The 17939-nt window shown below is 68.5% G+C and carries 18 protein-coding genes; 14 read left to right on the top strand and 4 right to left on the bottom strand.

Going from position 1 to position 17939, the window contains the following annotated elements; translation table 11 throughout:
* Positions 1 to 57: 57 nt before the first annotated feature.
* Genes ACAM58_RS26995 through ACAM58_RS26985 form a run of 3 tightly spaced genes read left to right on the top strand, consistent with a single transcriptional unit; the run spans position 58 to position 2651 of the window.
* Positions 58 to 1503, top strand: a complete 1446-nt coding sequence (locus tag ACAM58_RS26995; RefSeq protein ID WP_369664939.1) for a PLP-dependent aminotransferase family protein — start codon at positions 58 to 60, stop codon at positions 1501 to 1503.
* Positions 1504 to 1560: 57 nt separating this feature from the next.
* Complete coding sequence (locus ACAM58_RS26990) at positions 1561 to 2319, top strand: hypothetical protein (RefSeq protein WP_018904714.1); 759 nt, start codon at positions 1561 to 1563, stop codon at positions 2317 to 2319.
* Positions 2320 to 2372: 53 nt separating this feature from the next.
* Positions 2373 to 2651 (top strand): hypothetical protein, encoded by a 279-nt coding sequence (locus ACAM58_RS26985; protein ID WP_015865699.1) that lies wholly within the window; start codon positions 2373 to 2375, stop codon positions 2649 to 2651.
* A 61-nt stretch (positions 2652 to 2712) separates the two neighbouring features.
* On the opposite strand, the gene ACAM58_RS26980 is transcribed toward ACAM58_RS26985, so the two are convergent.
* Positions 2713 to 3861, bottom strand: a complete 1149-nt coding sequence (locus tag ACAM58_RS26980) for a hypothetical protein (protein ID WP_369664938.1) — start codon at positions 3859 to 3861, stop codon at positions 2713 to 2715.
* A 122-nt stretch (positions 3862 to 3983) separates the two neighbouring features.
* On the opposite strand from ACAM58_RS26980, the gene ACAM58_RS26975 reads away from it, so the two are divergent.
* Together ACAM58_RS26975 and ACAM58_RS26970 are read left to right on the top strand one after the other, a co-directional pair.
* A complete protein-coding gene (locus ACAM58_RS26975; RefSeq protein ID WP_062364963.1) occupies positions 3984 to 4601 on the top strand; it encodes a type IV toxin-antitoxin system AbiEi family antitoxin domain-containing protein in 618 nt (205 codons plus the stop codon).
* Positions 4598 to 5443 (top strand): nucleotidyl transferase AbiEii/AbiGii toxin family protein, encoded by an 846-nt coding sequence (locus ACAM58_RS26970; RefSeq protein WP_369664937.1) that lies wholly within the window; start codon positions 4598 to 4600, stop codon positions 5441 to 5443. The genes ACAM58_RS26975 and ACAM58_RS26970 overlap by 4 nt, the downstream gene beginning before the upstream one ends.
* A 16-nt stretch (positions 5444 to 5459) precedes the next feature.
* Here ACAM58_RS26970 and ACAM58_RS26965 read toward each other — a convergent pair whose 3' ends face one another.
* Complete coding sequence (locus ACAM58_RS26965; RefSeq protein WP_307594516.1) at positions 5460 to 6371, bottom strand: LysR substrate-binding domain-containing protein; 912 nt, start codon at positions 6369 to 6371, stop codon at positions 5460 to 5462.
* Between the two features lie 122 nt (positions 6372 to 6493).
* On the opposite strand from ACAM58_RS26965, the gene ACAM58_RS26960 reads away from it, so the two are divergent.
* The 7 genes from ACAM58_RS26960 to ACAM58_RS26930 all read left to right on the top strand — a co-directional run bounded on the left by ACAM58_RS26960 (position 6494) and on the right by ACAM58_RS26930 (position 13233).
* Complete coding sequence (locus tag ACAM58_RS26960; RefSeq protein WP_062364965.1) at positions 6494 to 7657, top strand: CaiB/BaiF CoA-transferase family protein; 1164 nt, start codon at positions 6494 to 6496, stop codon at positions 7655 to 7657.
* 46 nt (positions 7658 to 7703) lie between these two features.
* Entirely contained in the window at positions 7704 to 8624 is a 921-nt protein-coding gene (locus ACAM58_RS26955) for a dioxygenase (RefSeq protein ID WP_062364966.1), read from the top strand.
* Between the two features lie 12 nt (positions 8625 to 8636).
* A complete protein-coding gene (locus ACAM58_RS26950) occupies positions 8637 to 9443 on the top strand; it encodes a citryl-CoA lyase (protein ID WP_369664936.1) in 807 nt (268 codons plus the stop codon).
* Entirely contained in the window at positions 9440 to 10408 is a 969-nt protein-coding gene (locus tag ACAM58_RS26945; protein WP_018904723.1) for a tripartite tricarboxylate transporter substrate binding protein, read from the top strand. The genes ACAM58_RS26950 and ACAM58_RS26945 overlap by 4 nt, the downstream gene beginning before the upstream one ends.
* 53 nt (positions 10409 to 10461) lie before the next feature.
* Positions 10462 to 11448 carry a tripartite tricarboxylate transporter substrate binding protein gene (locus tag ACAM58_RS26940; protein ID WP_307594510.1) on the top strand — a complete coding sequence of 329 codons (987 nt, stop codon included), beginning with the start codon at positions 10462 to 10464 and terminating at the stop codon, positions 11446 to 11448.
* Between the two features lie 51 nt (positions 11449 to 11499).
* Positions 11500 to 12309 carry an AadA family aminoglycoside 3''-O-nucleotidyltransferase gene (locus ACAM58_RS26935; RefSeq protein WP_369664935.1) on the top strand — a complete coding sequence of 270 codons (810 nt, stop codon included), beginning with the start codon at positions 11500 to 11502 and terminating at the stop codon, positions 12307 to 12309.
* 63 nt (positions 12310 to 12372) lie between these two features.
* Positions 12373 to 13233, top strand: a complete 861-nt coding sequence (locus ACAM58_RS26930) for an NmrA family NAD(P)-binding protein (protein WP_062364969.1) — start codon at positions 12373 to 12375, stop codon at positions 13231 to 13233.
* A 24-nt stretch (positions 13234 to 13257) separates the two neighbouring features.
* Here ACAM58_RS26930 and ACAM58_RS26925 read toward each other — a convergent pair whose 3' ends face one another.
* Positions 13258 to 15048, bottom strand: a complete 1791-nt coding sequence (locus tag ACAM58_RS26925) for an alkaline phosphatase (protein WP_369664934.1) — start codon at positions 15046 to 15048, stop codon at positions 13258 to 13260.
* 218 nt (positions 15049 to 15266) lie between these two features.
* A complete protein-coding gene (locus tag ACAM58_RS26920) occupies positions 15267 to 15932 on the bottom strand; it encodes a TetR/AcrR family transcriptional regulator (RefSeq protein WP_369664933.1) in 666 nt (221 codons plus the stop codon).
* 132 nt (positions 15933 to 16064) lie between these two features.
* Between ACAM58_RS26920 and ACAM58_RS26915 the strand changes: the two genes are divergently transcribed.
* Both ACAM58_RS26915 and ACAM58_RS26910 read left to right on the top strand, forming a co-directional pair.
* Positions 16065 to 16850 carry an SDR family NAD(P)-dependent oxidoreductase gene (locus ACAM58_RS26915; protein WP_369664932.1) on the top strand — a complete coding sequence of 262 codons (786 nt, stop codon included), beginning with the start codon at positions 16065 to 16067 and terminating at the stop codon, positions 16848 to 16850.
* Positions 16851 to 16929: 79 nt separating this feature from the next.
* Complete coding sequence (locus ACAM58_RS26910) at positions 16930 to 17874, top strand: LysR substrate-binding domain-containing protein (protein WP_369664931.1); 945 nt, start codon at positions 16930 to 16932, stop codon at positions 17872 to 17874.
* Positions 17875 to 17939: the final 65 nt, after the last annotated feature.

The raw sequence follows: 17939 nt of genomic DNA, 5'->3' as shown, positions 1-17939 counted from the left end.
GCTTAGGTTTTCGATGCACCATTCCAAAGAGCCAAGATTCGTCAAAATGAATGGGCCATGACGCAAGAGAAGAAATCGCCCGCCGCCCTCCTCGCGCTCGACCGCGCAGCGTCCACGCCGCTGCACCGGCAGATCTACGAGCGCTTCCGCACGGGCATCGAGCAGGGCTTGCTCCGCCCGGGCAGCCGCGTGGCCTCGGCGCGCAGCCTGGCCAGCGAACTGGGCGTGGCGCGCGGCACCATCGAGGCGGCCTACAACCAGCTCGCGGGCGAAGGCTATTTCTCGCCGCAGGGCCAGGCCGGCACGGTGGTCTCGCCCTCGCTGCCCTCCCCGCGGTCGGCGCGCCGCACGTCCCGGCAAGCCGAGGCGCGGGCCGTGGAACACGAGTTGGCCGAACCCGCGCCGCCACCGCCCCTGCAGTTGGGCATCCCGGCGCTCGATGCTTTTCCGCGCAAGCTCTGGGCGCGCCTGGTGTCACGCCGCGCCAGGGCGATGGCCGCGGCCGACATGTTCTATGGCGACCCCTCGGGCCATCCGCCGCTGCGCACCGCCATTGCCGCCTACCTGCGGGTGTCGCGCGGCGTCGCATGCCATCCGTCGCAGGTCTTCGTGACCGGCGGCTACCGCGCATCGCTCGCGCTCATCTCGCACGCGCTGCTCGCAAGGGACGAGCGCGTGTGGGTGGAGGACCCGGGCTATCCGCCGACGCAGGAGGTGCTGCGCAGCGCCGGCCAGCGCACGGTGCCCGTGCCGGTCGACGAAGAAGGCCTGGTCGTTGCGCGCGGCATGCGCAAGGCAGCGAAGGCGAAGATGGCCGTCGTCACGCCCTCGCACCAGGCGCCGCTCGGCGTCTCGATGTCGCTCGCCCGCCGGCTGCAGCTGCTCGACTGGGCCTCGCAGGCGAAGGCCTGGATCGTCGAGGACGACTACGACGGCGAATACCGCTACACCGGCCCGCCCCTGCCCGCGCTCAAGAGCCTCGACCGCCATGACCGCGTGCTCTACGCCGGCAGCTTCTCGAAGGTGCTGTACCCCGGCTTGGCACTGGGCTACGTGGTGGTGCCCGACGCGCTGCGCGGCGCCTTCGACGAGGCCGCGCGGACCGGGTCCAACGGATGCCCGCAGCTCACGCAGGCGGTGGTCGCCGATTTCATGCGCGAAGGCCACTTCTCGCGCCACTTGAAGAAGATGCGGCTGCTCTATGCGCGCCGCCGCCACATGCTCGCGGCCGCGCTGCAGAAGGCCTTCGGTGACGAAGTGCGCATCGACCTGCAGGCCGGCGGCATGCACCTGATCGCGCGCTTCGACCGGCGGCGCGAGGGCGACGCGGAACTGGCACGCCGGGCGCAGCACGCCGGACTGAACTGCCAGCCGCTGTCCGCGCGGGGCACGGCAAGCTTCCGGGACGAGGGGCTGTTGATGGGCTTCACCAGTGTTGGCTCGGCGCTGCATGCGCAGCAGCTCGCGGCGAAGCTGCACAAGGCCTTGGGCCGCGAGCCCTGAGACCGTGCACGGGCACAATCCACCGTGCCAGCCATACATAAAAAGGAGAAGAGAACCATGCGCAGCCGACTGCTTGCCTTTGTCATTGCGATCGTCCTGTCCGGATGCGCTGCCACGGCGCCACCGGTTCCGCCCCATACAGGCAAGCTGGCGAAAGGCGCCAAGGTCGGGGTGCTGGTCTACATGCCTTCGCCGGCGCAGCACCTGCACGTGGGTACCACCGTCTTCAACAACTTCTCCACGAACTATCAGTTTCCCTGGACGCCCACCGCCAGGGCCTACGAGATCGTCGCGTCAGACTTGGAGAAGGAGGGCTTCCAGGTCGTGCGGCTCTCGAGCTTTGCAACGAGCACCATCGATGCCTTGGCCGTTTCATCCGACGACCGATGGAGCGCGAATCCAAAGCAGGAATGGGCGGCCCGAAAGCTCCGGGAAGAGCAGATCTCGGCAGTCGTCCTGGTCGAAGGGAAACGAACGCTCGCGCGGCTCGAATGCACCGGTGGCCCCTGCGCCGAAAGCTACATGGCGAACTCGGGTCTTTTCACGCGCAGCATGTTGGGCATGACGAGATACTTCGCCGTGCCGGCCATCGAGGCAAAGGTCTTTGTCATGGATCCTCCGATGGACCTCATGGCCTACGAGCCGATGAAGACCCTGCAGGCGCGCCGTGTCCGGCAACTCGACAATTTTCCCGAGCCCCGCGATTTCAAGCGGCTGAGCAATGCAGAGTTCGCGCCTGTGGCTGCCTCGATCGATGCGCACCTGCGGTCGCTTTCGCGCAGCGCCGCTCAGGCATTGAGCAATGGCGTGAAATAGGATCTGGACTCCCGCATGCCTCGATGGTCCCGGCTCGGTCTCAGGCTTGACGCATGAACCTGCGGCAAGCCAGTCCCTGGATTCCTTTTGCCTGTGTATCCGCCCTCGCTTTCCTGGTCTACAGGACCCTTTCCGCGAGCGAGTGGTACTACGCGCTCCTGTGGCTGCTGGCTGGCCTGAGCGCCGTGTTCGCGGCGAGACTTCTCCTGCAGACTGGCCTCAGGGCCTGGCCGGTCGCAGCAACAGCCCTCGGCCTGCTGGCCGGTCAATGGTGGCTGGTGGAGGCTCTGATCCTGCGAGCGTTCTGGCGCCTCAACGGCTTCGCCCCTTGATGCGCGCCCAAGTGCCGAGGGCGACCTTCGCCTGGATGCGCTTCAGCGAGGTGCGCTTGCCTCAGGTCCCTTCGCCGCCGTCCGGCCCTCTGCGCTGAAGATCGACCCGCAGCCCCTCGGCGATGCCGTTCTCGACATGAAGCGCGAAACGCATCGCCGGACCTTCGACAAGGACCTCGAGTTCGAGCTTCGCCGTCGCCCGGTCGAAGCCCATCTGCGCGCCCTTCCAGGCCGCCGCGGCATCGCGGGCCGCGAGTGAAGCCATCTCCACCTTGAGGCCGCGGCCGACGGACTGGGAATGCACTCCGATCGCATGGCGCCCTTCCAGATGCACTTGCAGGCCCGGCACCGCGACGAGCCCCTCGCCAAGCCGCAGCTCGCCCGAGAGCGATGTGCGGCCCAGCAGCAGGCGCGCCTGTTGCGTCAGGCCCTGGCCGGGTCCGCGCCGGCCCTGGCGCAGCATCGATTCGGCAAAGGTCTGCAGTTGCAACTTGCCGCGCTCGGAAACCCAGGGGCCCAGCAAGGTACCGCGGTGCTCGAACACCACGCCCGCGAGCGGCGCCGCGGCGAACTGGTACAGGTAGCTGCGACCGTTGGGCGCATCGACGTAGATGCCCATCCGGCTCACGCCCATGCGCGAGTCGGGCCCGACATGTTCGACCGTCGCATCGTTGAAGTCGATCTGGCCGTGGCGAATGGGCACCGTGACATCGGCATCGAACAGCAGGTGCGCGTCGGTGATCTGGCCGCGGACCGTGCCTTCCGCCTCGTTGAGCGGCGCAAGGCGCCACGCGTCGGCGGCAGCCTGGCCGGCCACGGTGGGTGTTGCCGCCGACGCGTCCACGCCTTGGCTCGCCTCGCGGATCTTCTGGATCTGCGGCGGCAGCACCAGCGGGCCATGCAGCTTCAATCCCGAGCACTCGGCCTTGTCCGCCTGGACGGACACCAGCCGCGGCACGCCGGCCTCGGTGCGCAGCCGGGCCACCAGTTCGTGCACATCGATGCGGTCGATTTCAAGGACGAACGGATCCGACGCAAGCCGCAGCGCCATCGCCTCGAACCGCCGGACCCGGAGTTCGACGGCGCCGTCCGGCATGGATTGCCACGTCACGCCCTCGAGCGTGCAGCGGTTGCGCCCGGCATCGCCGGACGCCCCGAGTTCCGATCCGAGTGCGAGTTCGATGAGGGAGGCCGCGAGCGAGACGGTCATGCCGTGCTTCTACCAGCCTCGCACCGCCTTCGCTACCGAGACCGAGTACGTGCTCACGCCCTCGCGGTGCAATATTTAGTCATTTATTGACAAATGACTAGTAATTGCAACAAACTGGCGCAGTGGCACTGCACTCCGATCCCACCCTGGAACAAGCCGCGCTGGCACTCGCCGAGCGTCAGCCACTGCTGCGCGCGCGAGATCTTGCAACGCACGGCCTGCCGACGGTGGTTCTCAGCCGGCTCGTGGCTGCCGGCAGGCTCGAACGCGTTGCCCGCGGCGTCTACAGCCTTCCGGGACGCGCGCTCAGCGAGCACCGGTCGCTGGCCGAAGCGGCGCTGCGGGTGCCGCGAGGCGTGGTGTGCCTGCTGTCGGCGCTGCGCGTCCACGGCATTGGCACCCAGGCGCCGTTCGAGGTCTGGATGGCGATTCCCCATCACTCGCCCACGCCGCGGCTGGACCAGCCCGCGCTTCGCGTGGTGCGCATGTCGGGGGCGGCTCTGACTGAAGGCGTCGATCTCGTCGACATCGACGGCGTGCAAGTGCCGGTATTCAATGCCGCCAAGACGGTGGCCGACTGCTTCAAGTACCGCAACAAGATCGGCCTGGACGTGGCACTGGAAGCGCTGCGAGATGGCTGGTCGCAGCGCAAGCTGTCGATGGATGCGCTCTGGCACTACGCAACGGTGAATCGCGTGGCCAATGTCATGCGGCCCTACCTGGAAAGCGTCATTGCATGAGCCGCAATCTCGCAGCGTCCGTCCGCGCCCGCTTGAAGCAGCGAGCCGATGCCACGAGACAGGACTTCAACCTGACGCTCACCCGCTACGGGCTGGAGCGGCTGTTGTACCGGCTCTCGGTGTCGCCGCATGCAGCCAACTACCTGCTCAAGGGTGCGCTGCTGTTTTCGCTGTGGTACGACCAGCCGCATCGGCCGACGCGCGACGCAGATCTGCTGGGCTTTGGTCCGGATGACGTCGACACCGCGGTATCGGCTTTCCGCGAGATCTGCCAGATCGAAGTGGACGACGGCATCGCGTTCGACACCGCTTCGGTCAGGGGCTCGGTGATCCGCAAGGAGGCGGGCTACGGCGGCGTACGGATCGACTTGCTTGCGAAGTTGGACGGCGCGCGCCTCGCGCTGCAAGTGGATATCGGTTTTGGCGATGCGGTCACGCCGGCACCCGAACCGGTGAGCTACCCGGTGCTGCTCGAAGACCTGTCCGCGCCGCAACTGCGCGCCTATCCGAAATACACGGTGGTCGCCGAGAAGTTTCATGCGGTGTGCCTGCTGGGCATGGGTAATACCCGCATGAAGGACTACTTCGATCTCTGGGTGCTGCTCACCGAGCGTGCGCTGGAAGCCACCGAGCTGCGCCGCGCTGTCCATGCCACTTTCGCGCGGCGGCAACTGGCGGTGCCCGGCACCGTGCCCTTGGGGTTGAGCGATGCATTCGCGCATGATCCGGCAAAACAAGGCCAATGGGCCGCCTTCCTCCAAAGGAACCGGTTGGGCGACCTCGCCCTCTCCACGGTCGTCGCGCTGTTGCGCAGCGAATTCCAGAAGCTCGGAACCGCCTGAAGAACCGGCCCCGCCGCTACCGCACGCGCGGGCCAGCCCCCTGCAGGCTGCTGCGCAGCGCCAGCTTGCGCACGATGGTCGAGAACGCGCGCGTGGCCGCGGCATCGCGCGCCACCGGCGACCACAGCATGCCGGGCGTGCGCACGGGCGTGGGGCTTTCGAGCCGGATGACCACGAGCCCCGAGAGCGGGTTGACCACGTTCGCGGCCACGATGGACGCGAGCTGCGTCTTGGCGACGAGGTCCATCATCGGCGCCAGCGTGTTGATCTCGGCCACCACGTGGGGCTGCGCGCCGCAGGAGCGAAAGCATTCGTCGAGCATCTTGCGCGTGGCAAAGCTGGCCGGCAGCAGCACCATCGGCAGGCGGTGCAGCTCCACCATGCGCACGCGCTTGCGCCGCGCGAGCGGGTGCTTCCTGGCCACCACCAGCACCATCTCCTCGTTGTAGAGCGGCTCGAACTGCAGCGGCCCGGGCACGCTCGGCCGGTAGGCGATGCCCAGGTCCAGCGTGCCCTGCTGCAGGCGCGCGGCGATCTGGTCGGCCGACAGTTCCTCGACCACCACCTTCACGCGCGGATGCCGCGCCTGGAAGCTCGCGATGCAGTCGGGGATGAAGCCGAGGTTGAAGGTGTGCGTGGAGCCCACGCGCAGCTCGCCCGCCACCTCGGAGCTGTCCTGGCGCAGCGCGCCCAGCCCCAGGTCGATCTCGTGCAGGGCCTTGGTGCAGTAGTGCAGGAACTCGTCGCCGGCATCGGTCAGGCTCACGCGCTTGCCGATGCGGTCGAACAGCGCAACGCCGATCTCCTCTTCGAGCTGCTTGATCTGGTGCGACAGCGTCGACTGCGTCACATGCAGGCGCTCGGCCGCGCGCGTGAAGTTCAGCGAGCCCGACAGGGCGATGAAGTAGCGCAGGTGCCTGAGTTCCATGGCGTTCCCCGGGAGCAATGATCGATGGCATCGATGCTAACGATGTAAAACAATCATTTTCGGAATTCGTGGATGCAACCTAAAGTTTCTCCGGCCCCACAACAACGACAGGAGACCTCCCGGTGCAAAAAGTCCTCAGCGGCATCAAGGTGCTGGAACAAGGCACGTTCATCACCGGACCGGCCGCCGGCATGTTCCTCGCGGACCTGGGTGCCGAGGTGGTCAAGATCGAGCAGCCCGGCGCGGGCGATCCGTTCCGCGCCTTTCGCGGCGGCCTCTACAGCCCGCACTTCCAGACCTACAACCGCAACAAGCGCAGCGTCACGCTCAACCCGAAGCTGCCCGAGGATGCGGCCGTGTTCGACGAGCTCGTCAAGGACGCCGACGTCTACATCCAGAATTTCCGCCCCGGTGCGGCCGAGCGGCTGGGCGCTGGCGAGTCGCGGCTGCGGGCGCTCAATCCGCGGCTCGTGTATTGCGCCATCAGCGGCTTCGGGCAGACCGGCCCCGCAGCGGGGCGCCCCGCCTACGACACGGTGGCGCAGGCCGCCAGCGCCTTCCTCAAGCTGCTCGTGAACCCGGCCAACCCGCGCGTGGTCGGCCCCGCGCTGGCCGATGCCATGACCGGCTTCTACGCCGCCTACGGCGTGCTCGGCGCGCTGGTCGAACGGGGCCGCACCGGCCGCGGGCGCGCGGTCGAGGTGTCGATGCTGGAGGCCATGTGCCACTTCAACCTCGACGCCTTCACGCACTACTTTTCCGAGAGCGAGGTCATGGGCCCGTTCAGCCGGCCAAGCGTCTCGCAGTCCTACGTGCTGGAGTGCGCGGACGGCCTGTGGATCGCGCTGCACATGTCCTCGCCCGAGAAGTTCTGGCAGGGCCTGGCCAATGCCATCGAGCGCCCTCGCCTGTTCGCGGACCCGCGCTTCGCCACGCGCGAGGCGCGCATCGCGCACCAGGAAGACCTGATCGCGCTGCTCGGCGACGTGTTCCGCCAGCAGACCCGCGCAACGTGGTGTGCGCGGCTCGAGGCCGAGGACGTGCCGCACGCGCCCATGTACGACACGCGCGAGGCCATGGAAGACCCGCAGGCGCGGCACCTGCAGCTGCAGGTGAGCGCGCCGCACCCCGAGGGCGGCGAGTGGCACACCATCCGCTCGCCCGTGAGCTTCGACGGCGAGCGCTCGCTCGAGGTGACGGCGCCGCCCATGCTCGGCGCCGACAACGCGGCCATCGTCGATCCGATCCGCCAGCGCCTGGGGCAGCCGCCCAACGCCGCGCGCTGACCCCGCGCGGCCTTCCAGACATAACGAGCCAGGAGACAAGACAACCATGACCCCATCGAACGAAAGCGAGCTGACGCAGACCGTGCTGCAGAGCCTCGAGGGAACGCGCGACGCGCGCTTCCTGCAGCTGATGCAGTCGCTGATCACGCACCTGCATGCCTTCATCCGCGAAGTGGACCTGAAGCCCGACGAATGGATGCAGGGCATCGAGTTCCTGACGGCCACGGGCCAGACCTGCACCGACAAGCGCCAGGAGTTCATCCTGCTGTCGGACACGCTGGGCGCCTCGATGATGGTCGTGATCCTGGACCAGCTGCGCGCCGCCGCCGGCAAGCGCGGCCGGGCCGAGGCCAGCGAAGCCACGCAGGCCACCGAGCTCACCGAGGCCACGCACGCCACCGTGCAGGGCCCCTTCTACTGGGAGGGCGCGCCCGACCTGCCGCTCGGCGCCGACGTGGCCCAGGGCGCCCGCGGCGAGCCGACCTTCTACAGCGGCCGCGTCACCGACACCCACGGCCAGCCGCTCCAGGGTGCGCTGCTCGACATCTGGTCGGGCGACGGCGAAGGCGTGTACGACATGCAGCTCGAAGGCGCCGCGATGCAGGCGCGCGGGCGCATCCGCACCGACCACGAAGGCCGCTACTGGTTCTGGTCGATCCGCCCGAGCTTCTATCCGATCCCGGTCGACGGGCCCGTCGGCCGCATGCTCGAAGCGATGGGCCGCCATCCGAACCGCCCCGGCCACATCCACATGATGGTCTCGGCGCCGGGCCATGTGCCCGTGACCACGCACCTGTTCGTGGCGGGCAGCCCGTACATCGAGTCCGACGCCGTGTTCGGCGTGCGGCCGCGGCTCGTCGTCGACTTCGAGTCGCATCCGCCGGGCCGCGCGCCCGACGGCAGGCCGCTGGAAACGCCCTACTGGTCCGCGCACTACGACTTCTGCCTCGAACCCCGACACGCCTGAAAGACCACGCCCATGAAAATCGGAAAGTCCACCGTCCCGCGCACCGCCATCTGCACCTCGGACGAACACACCATCGTCGTGCGCGGCCAGGACCTGTGCCGGGAGCTGATCGGGCACCTGTCGTTCACGGATTATTTCTTCCTGCTGCTCACCGGGCGCCGCCCCGATGCCGCGTGCAGCACGGTGCTCGACGCCACGCTGGTGGCGATTGCCGAGCACGGCCTCGTGCCGAGCGTGCAGGCCAGCCGCATGACCTTCGCGGCCGCGCCCGATGCGCTGCAGGGCGCGGTGGCGGCCGGCATCCTCGGCTGCGGCTCCGTGATCCTCGGCGCTTCGGAAACCGCGGGCCGACTGTTCATCGAGGTGGCAGCGCGCGTGGATGCGGGCGCCACGCTGCCGCAGGCCGCCGCCGCGGCCATCGCCGAACTCAAGGCCGCGCGCGCCGCGATCCCCGGGTACGGCCATCCGCTGCACAAGGAACGCGATCCGCGCGTCGACCGGCTGATCGACGTGGCGACGCAGTCCGGCGCCGACCTGCGCTATGTGCGCATCGCGCAGGCGCTCGAAGAGGCGATCCCGGGCATCGTGGGCAAGGACCTGCGCATGAACGTCTCGGCGGCGATTCCGGCGGTGCTGCTGGGCGTGGGCTTTCCGGTGGCGTCGCTGCGCGGCGTGCCGATCCTCGCGCGCACAGCGGGGCTGATCGCGCACCTCGCGGAAGAGGCCGAGACGCCGAGCGGCTTTGCGCTGTCCTACCAGGCCACGCGCGAGCTGCAGTACGAAGGCACCGTGCCCGCGGGCTTCGGGGAGGCGCGGTGACGAAGCGCCGCGCCATCCTGGCCGTTGCCGCAGCAGCAATGCTGGCGCAGGGCAACAGCAGCGCATGGGCGCAGGCGGGCGACGCGCGGCCCCTCAAGCTGGTCGTGCCCTTCGCGGCCGGCACCACGACCGACATCGTGGGACGGGTGCTGGCCGAAGCCCTCGGGCGCCAGCTGTCGCAGGCGGTGATCGTCGACAACCGGCCCGGTGCGGGCGGCGCCATCGGCAGCGAACTGGTGGCCCGCTCGGGGGCGGATGCACACACCGTGCTGCTGGGCACCGTGGGCACGCATGCCATCAACGCGACGCTCTACAAGCGCCTGTCCTACCAGCCGCAGCGCGACTTCGTGCCGCTGGGCTTCGTCGGCGCCACGCCCACGCTGCTGGTCGTGCCCGCCGCCGCGCCGTGGAAGACGGTGGCCGATCTGCGCCAGGCCAGCGGCAAGTCGGTGAGCTTTGCCTCGGCCGGCAACGGCACCTCGGGGCACCTGGCGGGCGAGTTGCTCAACCTGCGGCTCGGCAAGGACTTCGTGCACGTGCCCTACCGCGACGGCGCCCAGGCGCTCACCGAGGTGATGGCGGGCAATGTGCAGTTCATGTTCTATCACCCGGCCGCCGTGCTGCCGCAGATCCGCGCCGGCAGGCTGCGCGCGCTGGGTGCATCGAGCGCCCGGCGAAGCATGGCCGCGCCCGACGTGCCCACGCTGGCCGAGCAGGGCATTCCGGATTTCGACCTGGTCGCATGGTTCATGTTGTATGCGCCGGCCGACATGCCCGCCGCGCAGCGCGACCGCCTGCGCGAGGCCACGCAGGCGGTGCTCGCGCAGCCCGCGGTGCGCGACAAGCTCGCGGCCCAGGGCATCGAGCCGATGGCGATGAACGCATCGGACATGGCCGCCTTCGCCGCGGCCGAGATCGCGAAGTGGGGCGAGGCCGTGCGCCGCTCCGGCGCGCAGGTGGATTGAAGTAGACAGAACAACCCAACAAACGGGCACCCATCAGCCCAAGGAGACAAGCCATGCGTTCGACAAAAAACCTCGTCAAGAAGATGCTCGGCCTGGTGCTGGGCCTTGCCGGCATCCTGGCCACGGGCCATGCAAGCGCCCAGGCCGCGGAGTGGCCCACCAAGCCGATCCGGATCGTGGTGGGCTTCGCGCCCGGCACGCCGCCCGACATCTTCGCGCGCATGTACGGCGACTATGCGAGCCGCAAGCTCGGCGTGCCGGTGCTCATCGACAACAAGCCCGGCACGGCCGGCAACCTGGCGTCGGACACCGTCGCCAAGGCGCCCGCGGACGGCTACACCTTCCTCTACAACCTGTCGACCGCGTTCACGATCAACCCGTACATCTACAGCAAGCTGCCGTTCGACCCCGAGAAGGACCTGGTTCCCGTCGCCACCACGATGCGCCAGGGCCTCGTGCTGATCGCCAACACCAAGTTTCCGGCCAAGACCCTCAAGGAGCTCGTGGCCGCGGCCAAGGAAAAGCCCGGCACCTATTCGCACGCCTCGTACGGCGCGGGAAGCCCGTCGCAGCTGATCGTCGAATCGCTGAAGGACGAGGTGGGCATCACCATGCTGCATGTGCCCTACCGCGCGAGCCCCATCGCCGATCTCGTTGGCGGACAGGTCGACACCTTGATGGAACCCATCGCCACGGGCTACCCGCTGATCAGCAGCGGCCGCGTGCAGGCGCTGGCCTACTCGGGCCCCACGCGGCACCCCGCGCTGCCCGATGTGCCCACGCTCTCGGAGGTGATGCCGGGCTTCTCGATGATGTCGTGGCACGGCATCTGGGCGCCCGCGAACACGCCGGCCGCGGTGCTCAACCGGTTCAACGCGGTGTTCGTCGAAGCGAGCAAGGACCCGGACCTTGCCAAGCGCATCAAGGATCTCAACAGCGAGCCGCTGGGCGTCACGCGCACCGAGATGAGCGCGATGGTGCGGCGCGACGCGGAGATCTACAGCCGCGTCGTGAAGGCGCGCAACATCCGCGTGGATTGACCTGCCGCGCCCATCGGCTTCCACTCCTCACGGCCCTTAACATCGGCCGTGATGACCGCTTCACTGCCACCCGAAATCATCCCGCAGCTGGCGCAGGCGCGCGCCGTTCTCGAGCGCCACCTGGCCGGCACGCTCCAGGCCATCCACCTGTTCGGCTCCGCCGTCGATGGGGGGCTCAAGCCGCACAGCGACATCGACCTGATGGTGACCGTGGAAGCGCCGCTGGCCGCGCAAGTGCGGCATCCGCTGATGACGGACCTGCTGTCGGTCTCGGGCAGCCCCGGCGCCGGCGGACCATGGCGCCCGCTCGAAGTGACGGCCGTGGTGCGGGACGAGGTCGTGCCCTGGCGCTATCCGCCGCTGCGCGAGCTGCAGTTCGGCGAATGGCTGCGCGAAGAGTTGCAGGCCGGCATCGTGGAGCCGGCCATGCCGGACCATGACCTGGCGATCCTGCTCACGAAGCTCCGGCAGCACAGCGTCTGCCTGCTCGGCCCTCCCGCGGACGAACTGTTCGACCCCGTGCCGCGCGCCGATTTCTCGCAGTCGCTGCTGGACACCGTGGCGCAGTGGAACAACGCGCCGGACTGGCAGGGCGACGAGCGCAATGTGGTGCTCGCGCTCGCGCGCATCTGGTTCAGTGCCTGCACCGGCCGGATCGCGCCCAAGGATGCCGCCGCCGCATGGGCGCTGGAGCGCCTGCCCGGCGAGCACCGGCCCGTGCTGGCGAGTGCGCATGCGGCTTACCTGGGCCATGCACCGGACAACTTGGCCGATCGTCCTACCCAGCTCGCGGCATTCGTGCGCTACACCAAGGCGCTGATCGAGGGTGTCGTCTGCGCAGGCCCCGCGCCCGCGCGGTGAGCCATTGCGCCAGTCGCACCCCGCCAGGCTTTCCTCCAGGCACGACGAAAAGGAGAGACACGGATGTACGTCATCATGGGCGGTACGGGGCATGTCGGTTCGGCGGTCGCGCAGGCGCTGCTCGGCCGCGGCGAAGCAGTGACGATCGTCACGCGCGACGCGAAGCGCGCAGGCGCGTGGCGCGCAAAGGGCGCCGAGATCGCCGAGGCGAATGCTGAAGACGTGGCGTCGCTGCGCGCGGCGTTGCAGCGCGGGCGCCGCGCCTTCCTGCTCAATCCGTCCGCGGACACGTCGGCGGACACCGACACCATCGAGCGGCGCACGGTCGCCAACATCCTGCAGGCGCTCGAAGGCTCGGGGCTGCAGAAGGTGGTGGCGGAATCGACCGGCGGCGCGCAGCCCGGCGAGCGCATCGGCGACCTGAGCGTGCTGTGGGAACTCGAAGAGGGCCTGCGCCGCCAATCCATTCCGGCGGCCATCAACCGCGCGGCCTACTACATGAGCAACTGGGACGGACTGCTCGATACGGTGCGCAGCACGGGCAGGCTGCCCACGATGTTCGACCCCGAGCTTGCCATTCCCATGGCCGCGCCGCACGACCTCGGCGAGATCGCGGCCCGCAGGCTGGTGTCCCCGCTCGACGACGTCGGCATCCGCTACGTGGAGGGCCCGCGGCGCTATACCTCGGCCGACGTGGCAAGGGCGTTCTCGGAGGCGCTCGGCCGGCCGGTGGAACTGGACGTCACGCCGCGCGGCAAGTGGAAGGCAGCGTTCCGCGACCTCGGCTTTTCCGAAGCTGCCGCGGACTCGTATGCGCGGATGACCGCGGTGAGCGTCGACAGCGGCTTCGAGATGCCAGGCGACGCGCTGCGCGGCTCGACGACGCTCGAGGCCTACATCCGCGGCCTGGTGGCGCGATCCTGACGGCACCGCGCCACCCACCCATGTTCAGGCAGCGAGCACCTGCAGGTTGCCGACACCGGGCAGCACGCGCAGCGTGGCTGCGGTCCTCACCGAATAGTCGCGGCTCAGCACCGTGCTGATCTCGATGTAGTCGCAGCGCGCTTCGGCCGGCGTGAGGGTCAGCACCGCATAGCCGCGCTTGCTGGTCTCGGCGTAGCGCAGGTCGTCGACCATGCGCCGGAAGCCATCGGCCAGCAGGTCGTTGGCAATCAGCGGCAGCGCCCGCTCGAAGCCGGGCGACGACACCGAGGAAGTGCCGAACTCCACGCCGACCCGCTGCCCGGAGGCGTCGGTGAGGTTCCCGGCCCAGGCGTTGTGCGTGTCGCCGGCCAGCGAGATCAGGTTCTTGCCCTGGTTGCGCGCCATGGCAAGCACCACGTCGCGCGCGGCCGGGTAGCCGTCCCACGCGTCCAGGTTGTAGGGCACCTTCTGCTGCGTGATCAGCGCGCGCTGGCTGTCGCTGCGGGCGGAATCCGGAAGCGCCTGCGCCGCCAGGTAGGCGCTCAGCGTCTCGAGGCTGAAGTCGGTCGCGATGCTCACGGGGATGGCCATGCGCATCATGAGCACCTGCTGGCCGAGCACCTGCCAGGTGCAGGGCGATGCGGCCATGCGCTGCGACAGCCAGTCCACCTGCGGCTGGCCCATCAGCTGCCGCGTGGCCGCCGAAGCCTCGCCGGCCAGGTACTGCGAGAGCGTGACCTGCTTGTCGCGGCCGATCAGCCGGGTGTCGAGCATGTGCATCGAAGCCAGCGTGCCGAAGTCGAAGGAGCGGTAGATCCGCAGCGGGTTGGCCGGGTCGGGCAGCCGCGTCGGCAGCCACTCGTGGTAGGCCTGCACGGCGGCCGCGCGCCGGGCCGCAAAGCTGCCCTCGGTTGCTTCGTCGTGGTTCCCGGCGCCGCCGGACCATGCGCCGTTGGCCAGGTCGTGGTCGTCCCACACCGCGATCATGGGCAGCCGCGCATGCAGGGCGCGCAGGTCGCCGTCGGTGCGGTACTGCGCATGGCGCAGGCGGTAGTCGGCGAGCGTCAGGATCTCGTGGTCGGGGTTCGATGTGCGGTCGATCGCAATGGCCAGCTGCGACGCATAGCCCACCACCCCGTACTCGTAGATGTAGTCGCCCAGGTGCAGCACCACGTCGATGTCGGTGCGCTTGGCAATGTCGGCATAGACGTTGAAGTAGCCGCTCGGGAAATTGGAGCACGACACCACCGCCAGCCTGGCCTGCGACACGCCGCCCACCGGCAGCGTGCGGGTGCGGCCGATGGGCGAGTGGTCGTTGCCCATCAGGAAGCGATAGAAATAGGTGCTGGCCGGCTGGAGCCCCATGGCGTCCACCTTGACCGTGTAGTCGTGCTCGGGGCCGGTGCTCGCGGTGCCGCGCGCCACGATGATGCCGAAGCGCTCGTCGCTGGCCACTTCCCACTCGACGTTGAGAGTGCCCGGCGCGGCGGCCGTCACGCGGGTCCAGAGGATCACGCGGTCGGACAAGGGATCGCCGCTCGCGATCCCGTGCTTGAACACCGAGTTGGAGTCGTCGGGCGGACGCCCTCCCCCCACTCCGCCGCCGATGCCCCCTCCTCCTCCTCCTCCTCCGCCGCCGCCCCCGCCGCAGGCGGTCAGGCCGATGCCGCTGCCCGAGAACATCGCGAACAGCACGGCGCTGCGCAGCAGCGAGCGCCGGGTGGTGCCGCTCAGGGCTTGCGGGGGGTCGGTGTCTGCATCATGAACGGCATGGCTTGCCTCGCCGTTGTTCTTCTTCTCGTCGTGGATGCGCATGGCAGTCTCCTGATCCGCCGACGGCAAGACGCACGGCACGCCTCGGTCCCCGTTCGACGTCGGCGCCATTTGAATGTGAGGACCTTGGTTTTCAACGTAGGCTGCCGCCGATGCGCGCGTCAGCCGGGAGCGCACGGCGTGCCGTCAGTTCAGGGTGTCGGCGGCCACGATGCACAGCGCTCCAACCGCGCATGGCGCATTCCCGCTGCGAACGCCTTCTACGCCTGGGCCATTCCCCGCATCAATGTGAGCAGGGCATGTTCGAGGTCTTTCTCGAAGTCGTACCGCAGGCTCTTCAACTCGGGGAGCTCGGTCACCTGCGCGGCCATCCCCGCCGGGTTGCTGAGCGGCCACAGCCCGATGATGAGCGGCAGCGAATGCTTCACCACCTGTTCGAAGGCCGGCACCGGCATGGCGGGCACGCGGGCATGGAAGTCCCGCGCTGTCTGTTGGCGGACCGCCAGCAGGCTGCCCTTGAAGTCGACCATGCGTTCGAACGACACCTTGCGCTCGAGGATGGACGGCAGGATGCTGATCAGCCGGCAAAGCAAGGGCCGCGCAGAAATGGTCGAGGCGAAGACGCGGGCAATGTGCTCGACGCTCGCGCCGGCCTTGCCGCCGCGCGCCAGTGCCGCGCCCAGCTCGGCATGCCAGCCTGCGAATTCTTCGACGAGCAGGTCCGTCAACACCGCCTCGCTGCTTTCGAAGTACCGGTAGACGTTCGACTTGGTCATCTGCGCCTCGCGCGCGAGTTCGTTGATGCCCAGGTCGAGGGCCTCCGGGCTCCGGTGCAGCATTTCCCGGGCCGTGGCCAGCAGATGGCGGCGCCGCTCTTCCTTCTGCTCGGCAGAGCGGGCGCGTACGTAGGGGATGGGCGAATTCATGCGGCGATCACACTCCATTTGCTAAAAGACCGATGGTCTGTTACATTACAGACCGTCGGTCTCCAATCTTGCCTGAAAGCAAGGATGCCGGCCACCTCCAGCATCACAGCGGCTTCAACAAAGGCGAACATCATGGCTACCAACATCGACTCCTGGGTTCTCATCACTGGTGCATCCAGTGGTTTTGGCGAAGAATTCGCAAGGCAATACGCGGCCAAGGGCCACCCGCTGATTCTGGTGGCGCGCCGGCTCGATCGGCTGCAAGCCCTGGCTGCGGCGCTGCAACAGGAGTGGGGCACCAGGGTCATCGTGGAACAGGCCGACCTGTCGGACGTGGCCGCCGTCCACGCGCTGCACGCCAGCCTTCGCGAGCGCGCCATCGAGGTCGAGATCCTGATCAACAACGCAGGCCATGGCCTGCAGGGTACTTTCCTCGACACGCCGATGCAAAGCGCGCTGGACATGCTGCAACTGGACATCGCAAGCCTGACGGTCATGACGCGGCTCTTCGGCGAGGACATGCGCGCACGCGGCCACGGCAAGATACTGCTCGTGGCCAGCATGCTGGCTTACTTCGGCGTGGAAAACATGGCCGTCTATGGCGCAGCCAAGGCCTATGTGCTGCGCCTTGGCGATGCGCTGCACCGTGAGTTCAAGCGCGATGGCGTGACGGTGACCTCGCTGTGCCCCGGCATGTCCGACACCGGCTTTGCGCAGGCCGCAAAACAGAAGATCACATGGGGGCTCAAGCTGCTGATGATGAAGCCGGCACCGGTGGTGCGGGCGGGAATCCATGCGCTGCACGCCGGCCGCGTCAGTGTGGTTCCAGGCTTCAACAACAAGGCGGCCGTGGCGATGGTGTGGGCAACGCCGCGATGGCTGCACCAGGCCATCTTTGCGCGCGTCATGAACAGTTGAGCGCGCCGCGCGCGCCACCCGGGCCGCCGCCAGGTGCCCGGCCAACCCACAATGCCGTCTTTTGCCTTGGGAGCCGAAGATGGACGAAACCGGAGATGTCGCGGACGACCTGATGGCCCTGGTCGCCGTGGTCGAGGCAGGCGGGTTCAGCGCCGCGAGCCAGCGCTTCGGCATTCCCGTGTCGCGGCTCAGCCGCCGCATCTCGGGGCTCGAGAAACGCCTGAACGTCAGCCTGATCGTGCGCAATTCGCGCAGGTTCAAGGTGACCGACATCGGACAGCGGATGTATGCGCACGGCGCGAACATACGGGCCGAAGCGCAGCGCGCGCTGTCCGCCGCGCGCGACAGCCTGGGCGAGGCATCGGGCACGCTTCGCATCTCGTGTCCCATCGCCTTGAGTGCCATGCTCGTGGCCCCGCTGGCCATCGACTTCAGCCTGCGGCATCCGCGCGTGGCGATCACGCTCGACGCAACCGACGGCCGGCCCTCGGCATTCAGCGATCCCGTCGACCTGTTGATTCGTCCTTCGGTCAAGCCGCTTCGCGACTCGAGCCTGGTGATGCGCAAGCTGGCCGACATTCCCTACGTACTCGTCGCATCGCCCAAGGTGCGCGATGCGCTGCCGGGTGCCGCGCTTCCCGCGCACTTGCAGGGCTGCCCGGCGATCGGCTGGACCTTCATGCCGCATCCTGCACGCTGGTTGCTGAACCACGCGCACGAGGGCGACGCAGAGATCGATGTGCGCGTGCAGTTCACGAGCGACAGCCTGCTGCAGATCCGCGAAGCTGCGCTCGCGGGGCTCGGTGTGGCGCAGCTGCCCGCCTCGATGTGCACCGCGGATTTCAAGGCCCGGCGCCTCGGCCTGATCGCGCCCGGCTGGACGCCGCCGCCGATCTCGCTTTTTGCGCTCTACCCCTCGCGGCGCGATCTCACCATTGCGGGGCGCCTTTTCCTGGACGAACTCTGCGAAGCGGCCTCGGTGCTGGGCCAGCCGGGCCAAGGCAACGCATTTTTGGAAAGCTGAGTTGCGCCGCCGGCCCTGTCATGCGGCGGTCATCCTTCCTAGACTCGCGGCCGCTTCGGCACCAT

The sequence above is a fragment of the Variovorax sp. V116 genome, assembly GCF_041154435.1.
Taxonomy (GTDB): domain Bacteria; phylum Pseudomonadota; class Gammaproteobacteria; order Burkholderiales; family Burkholderiaceae_C; genus Variovorax; species Variovorax paradoxus.
This window is presented reverse-complemented; position numbering and strand designations above follow the sequence as displayed.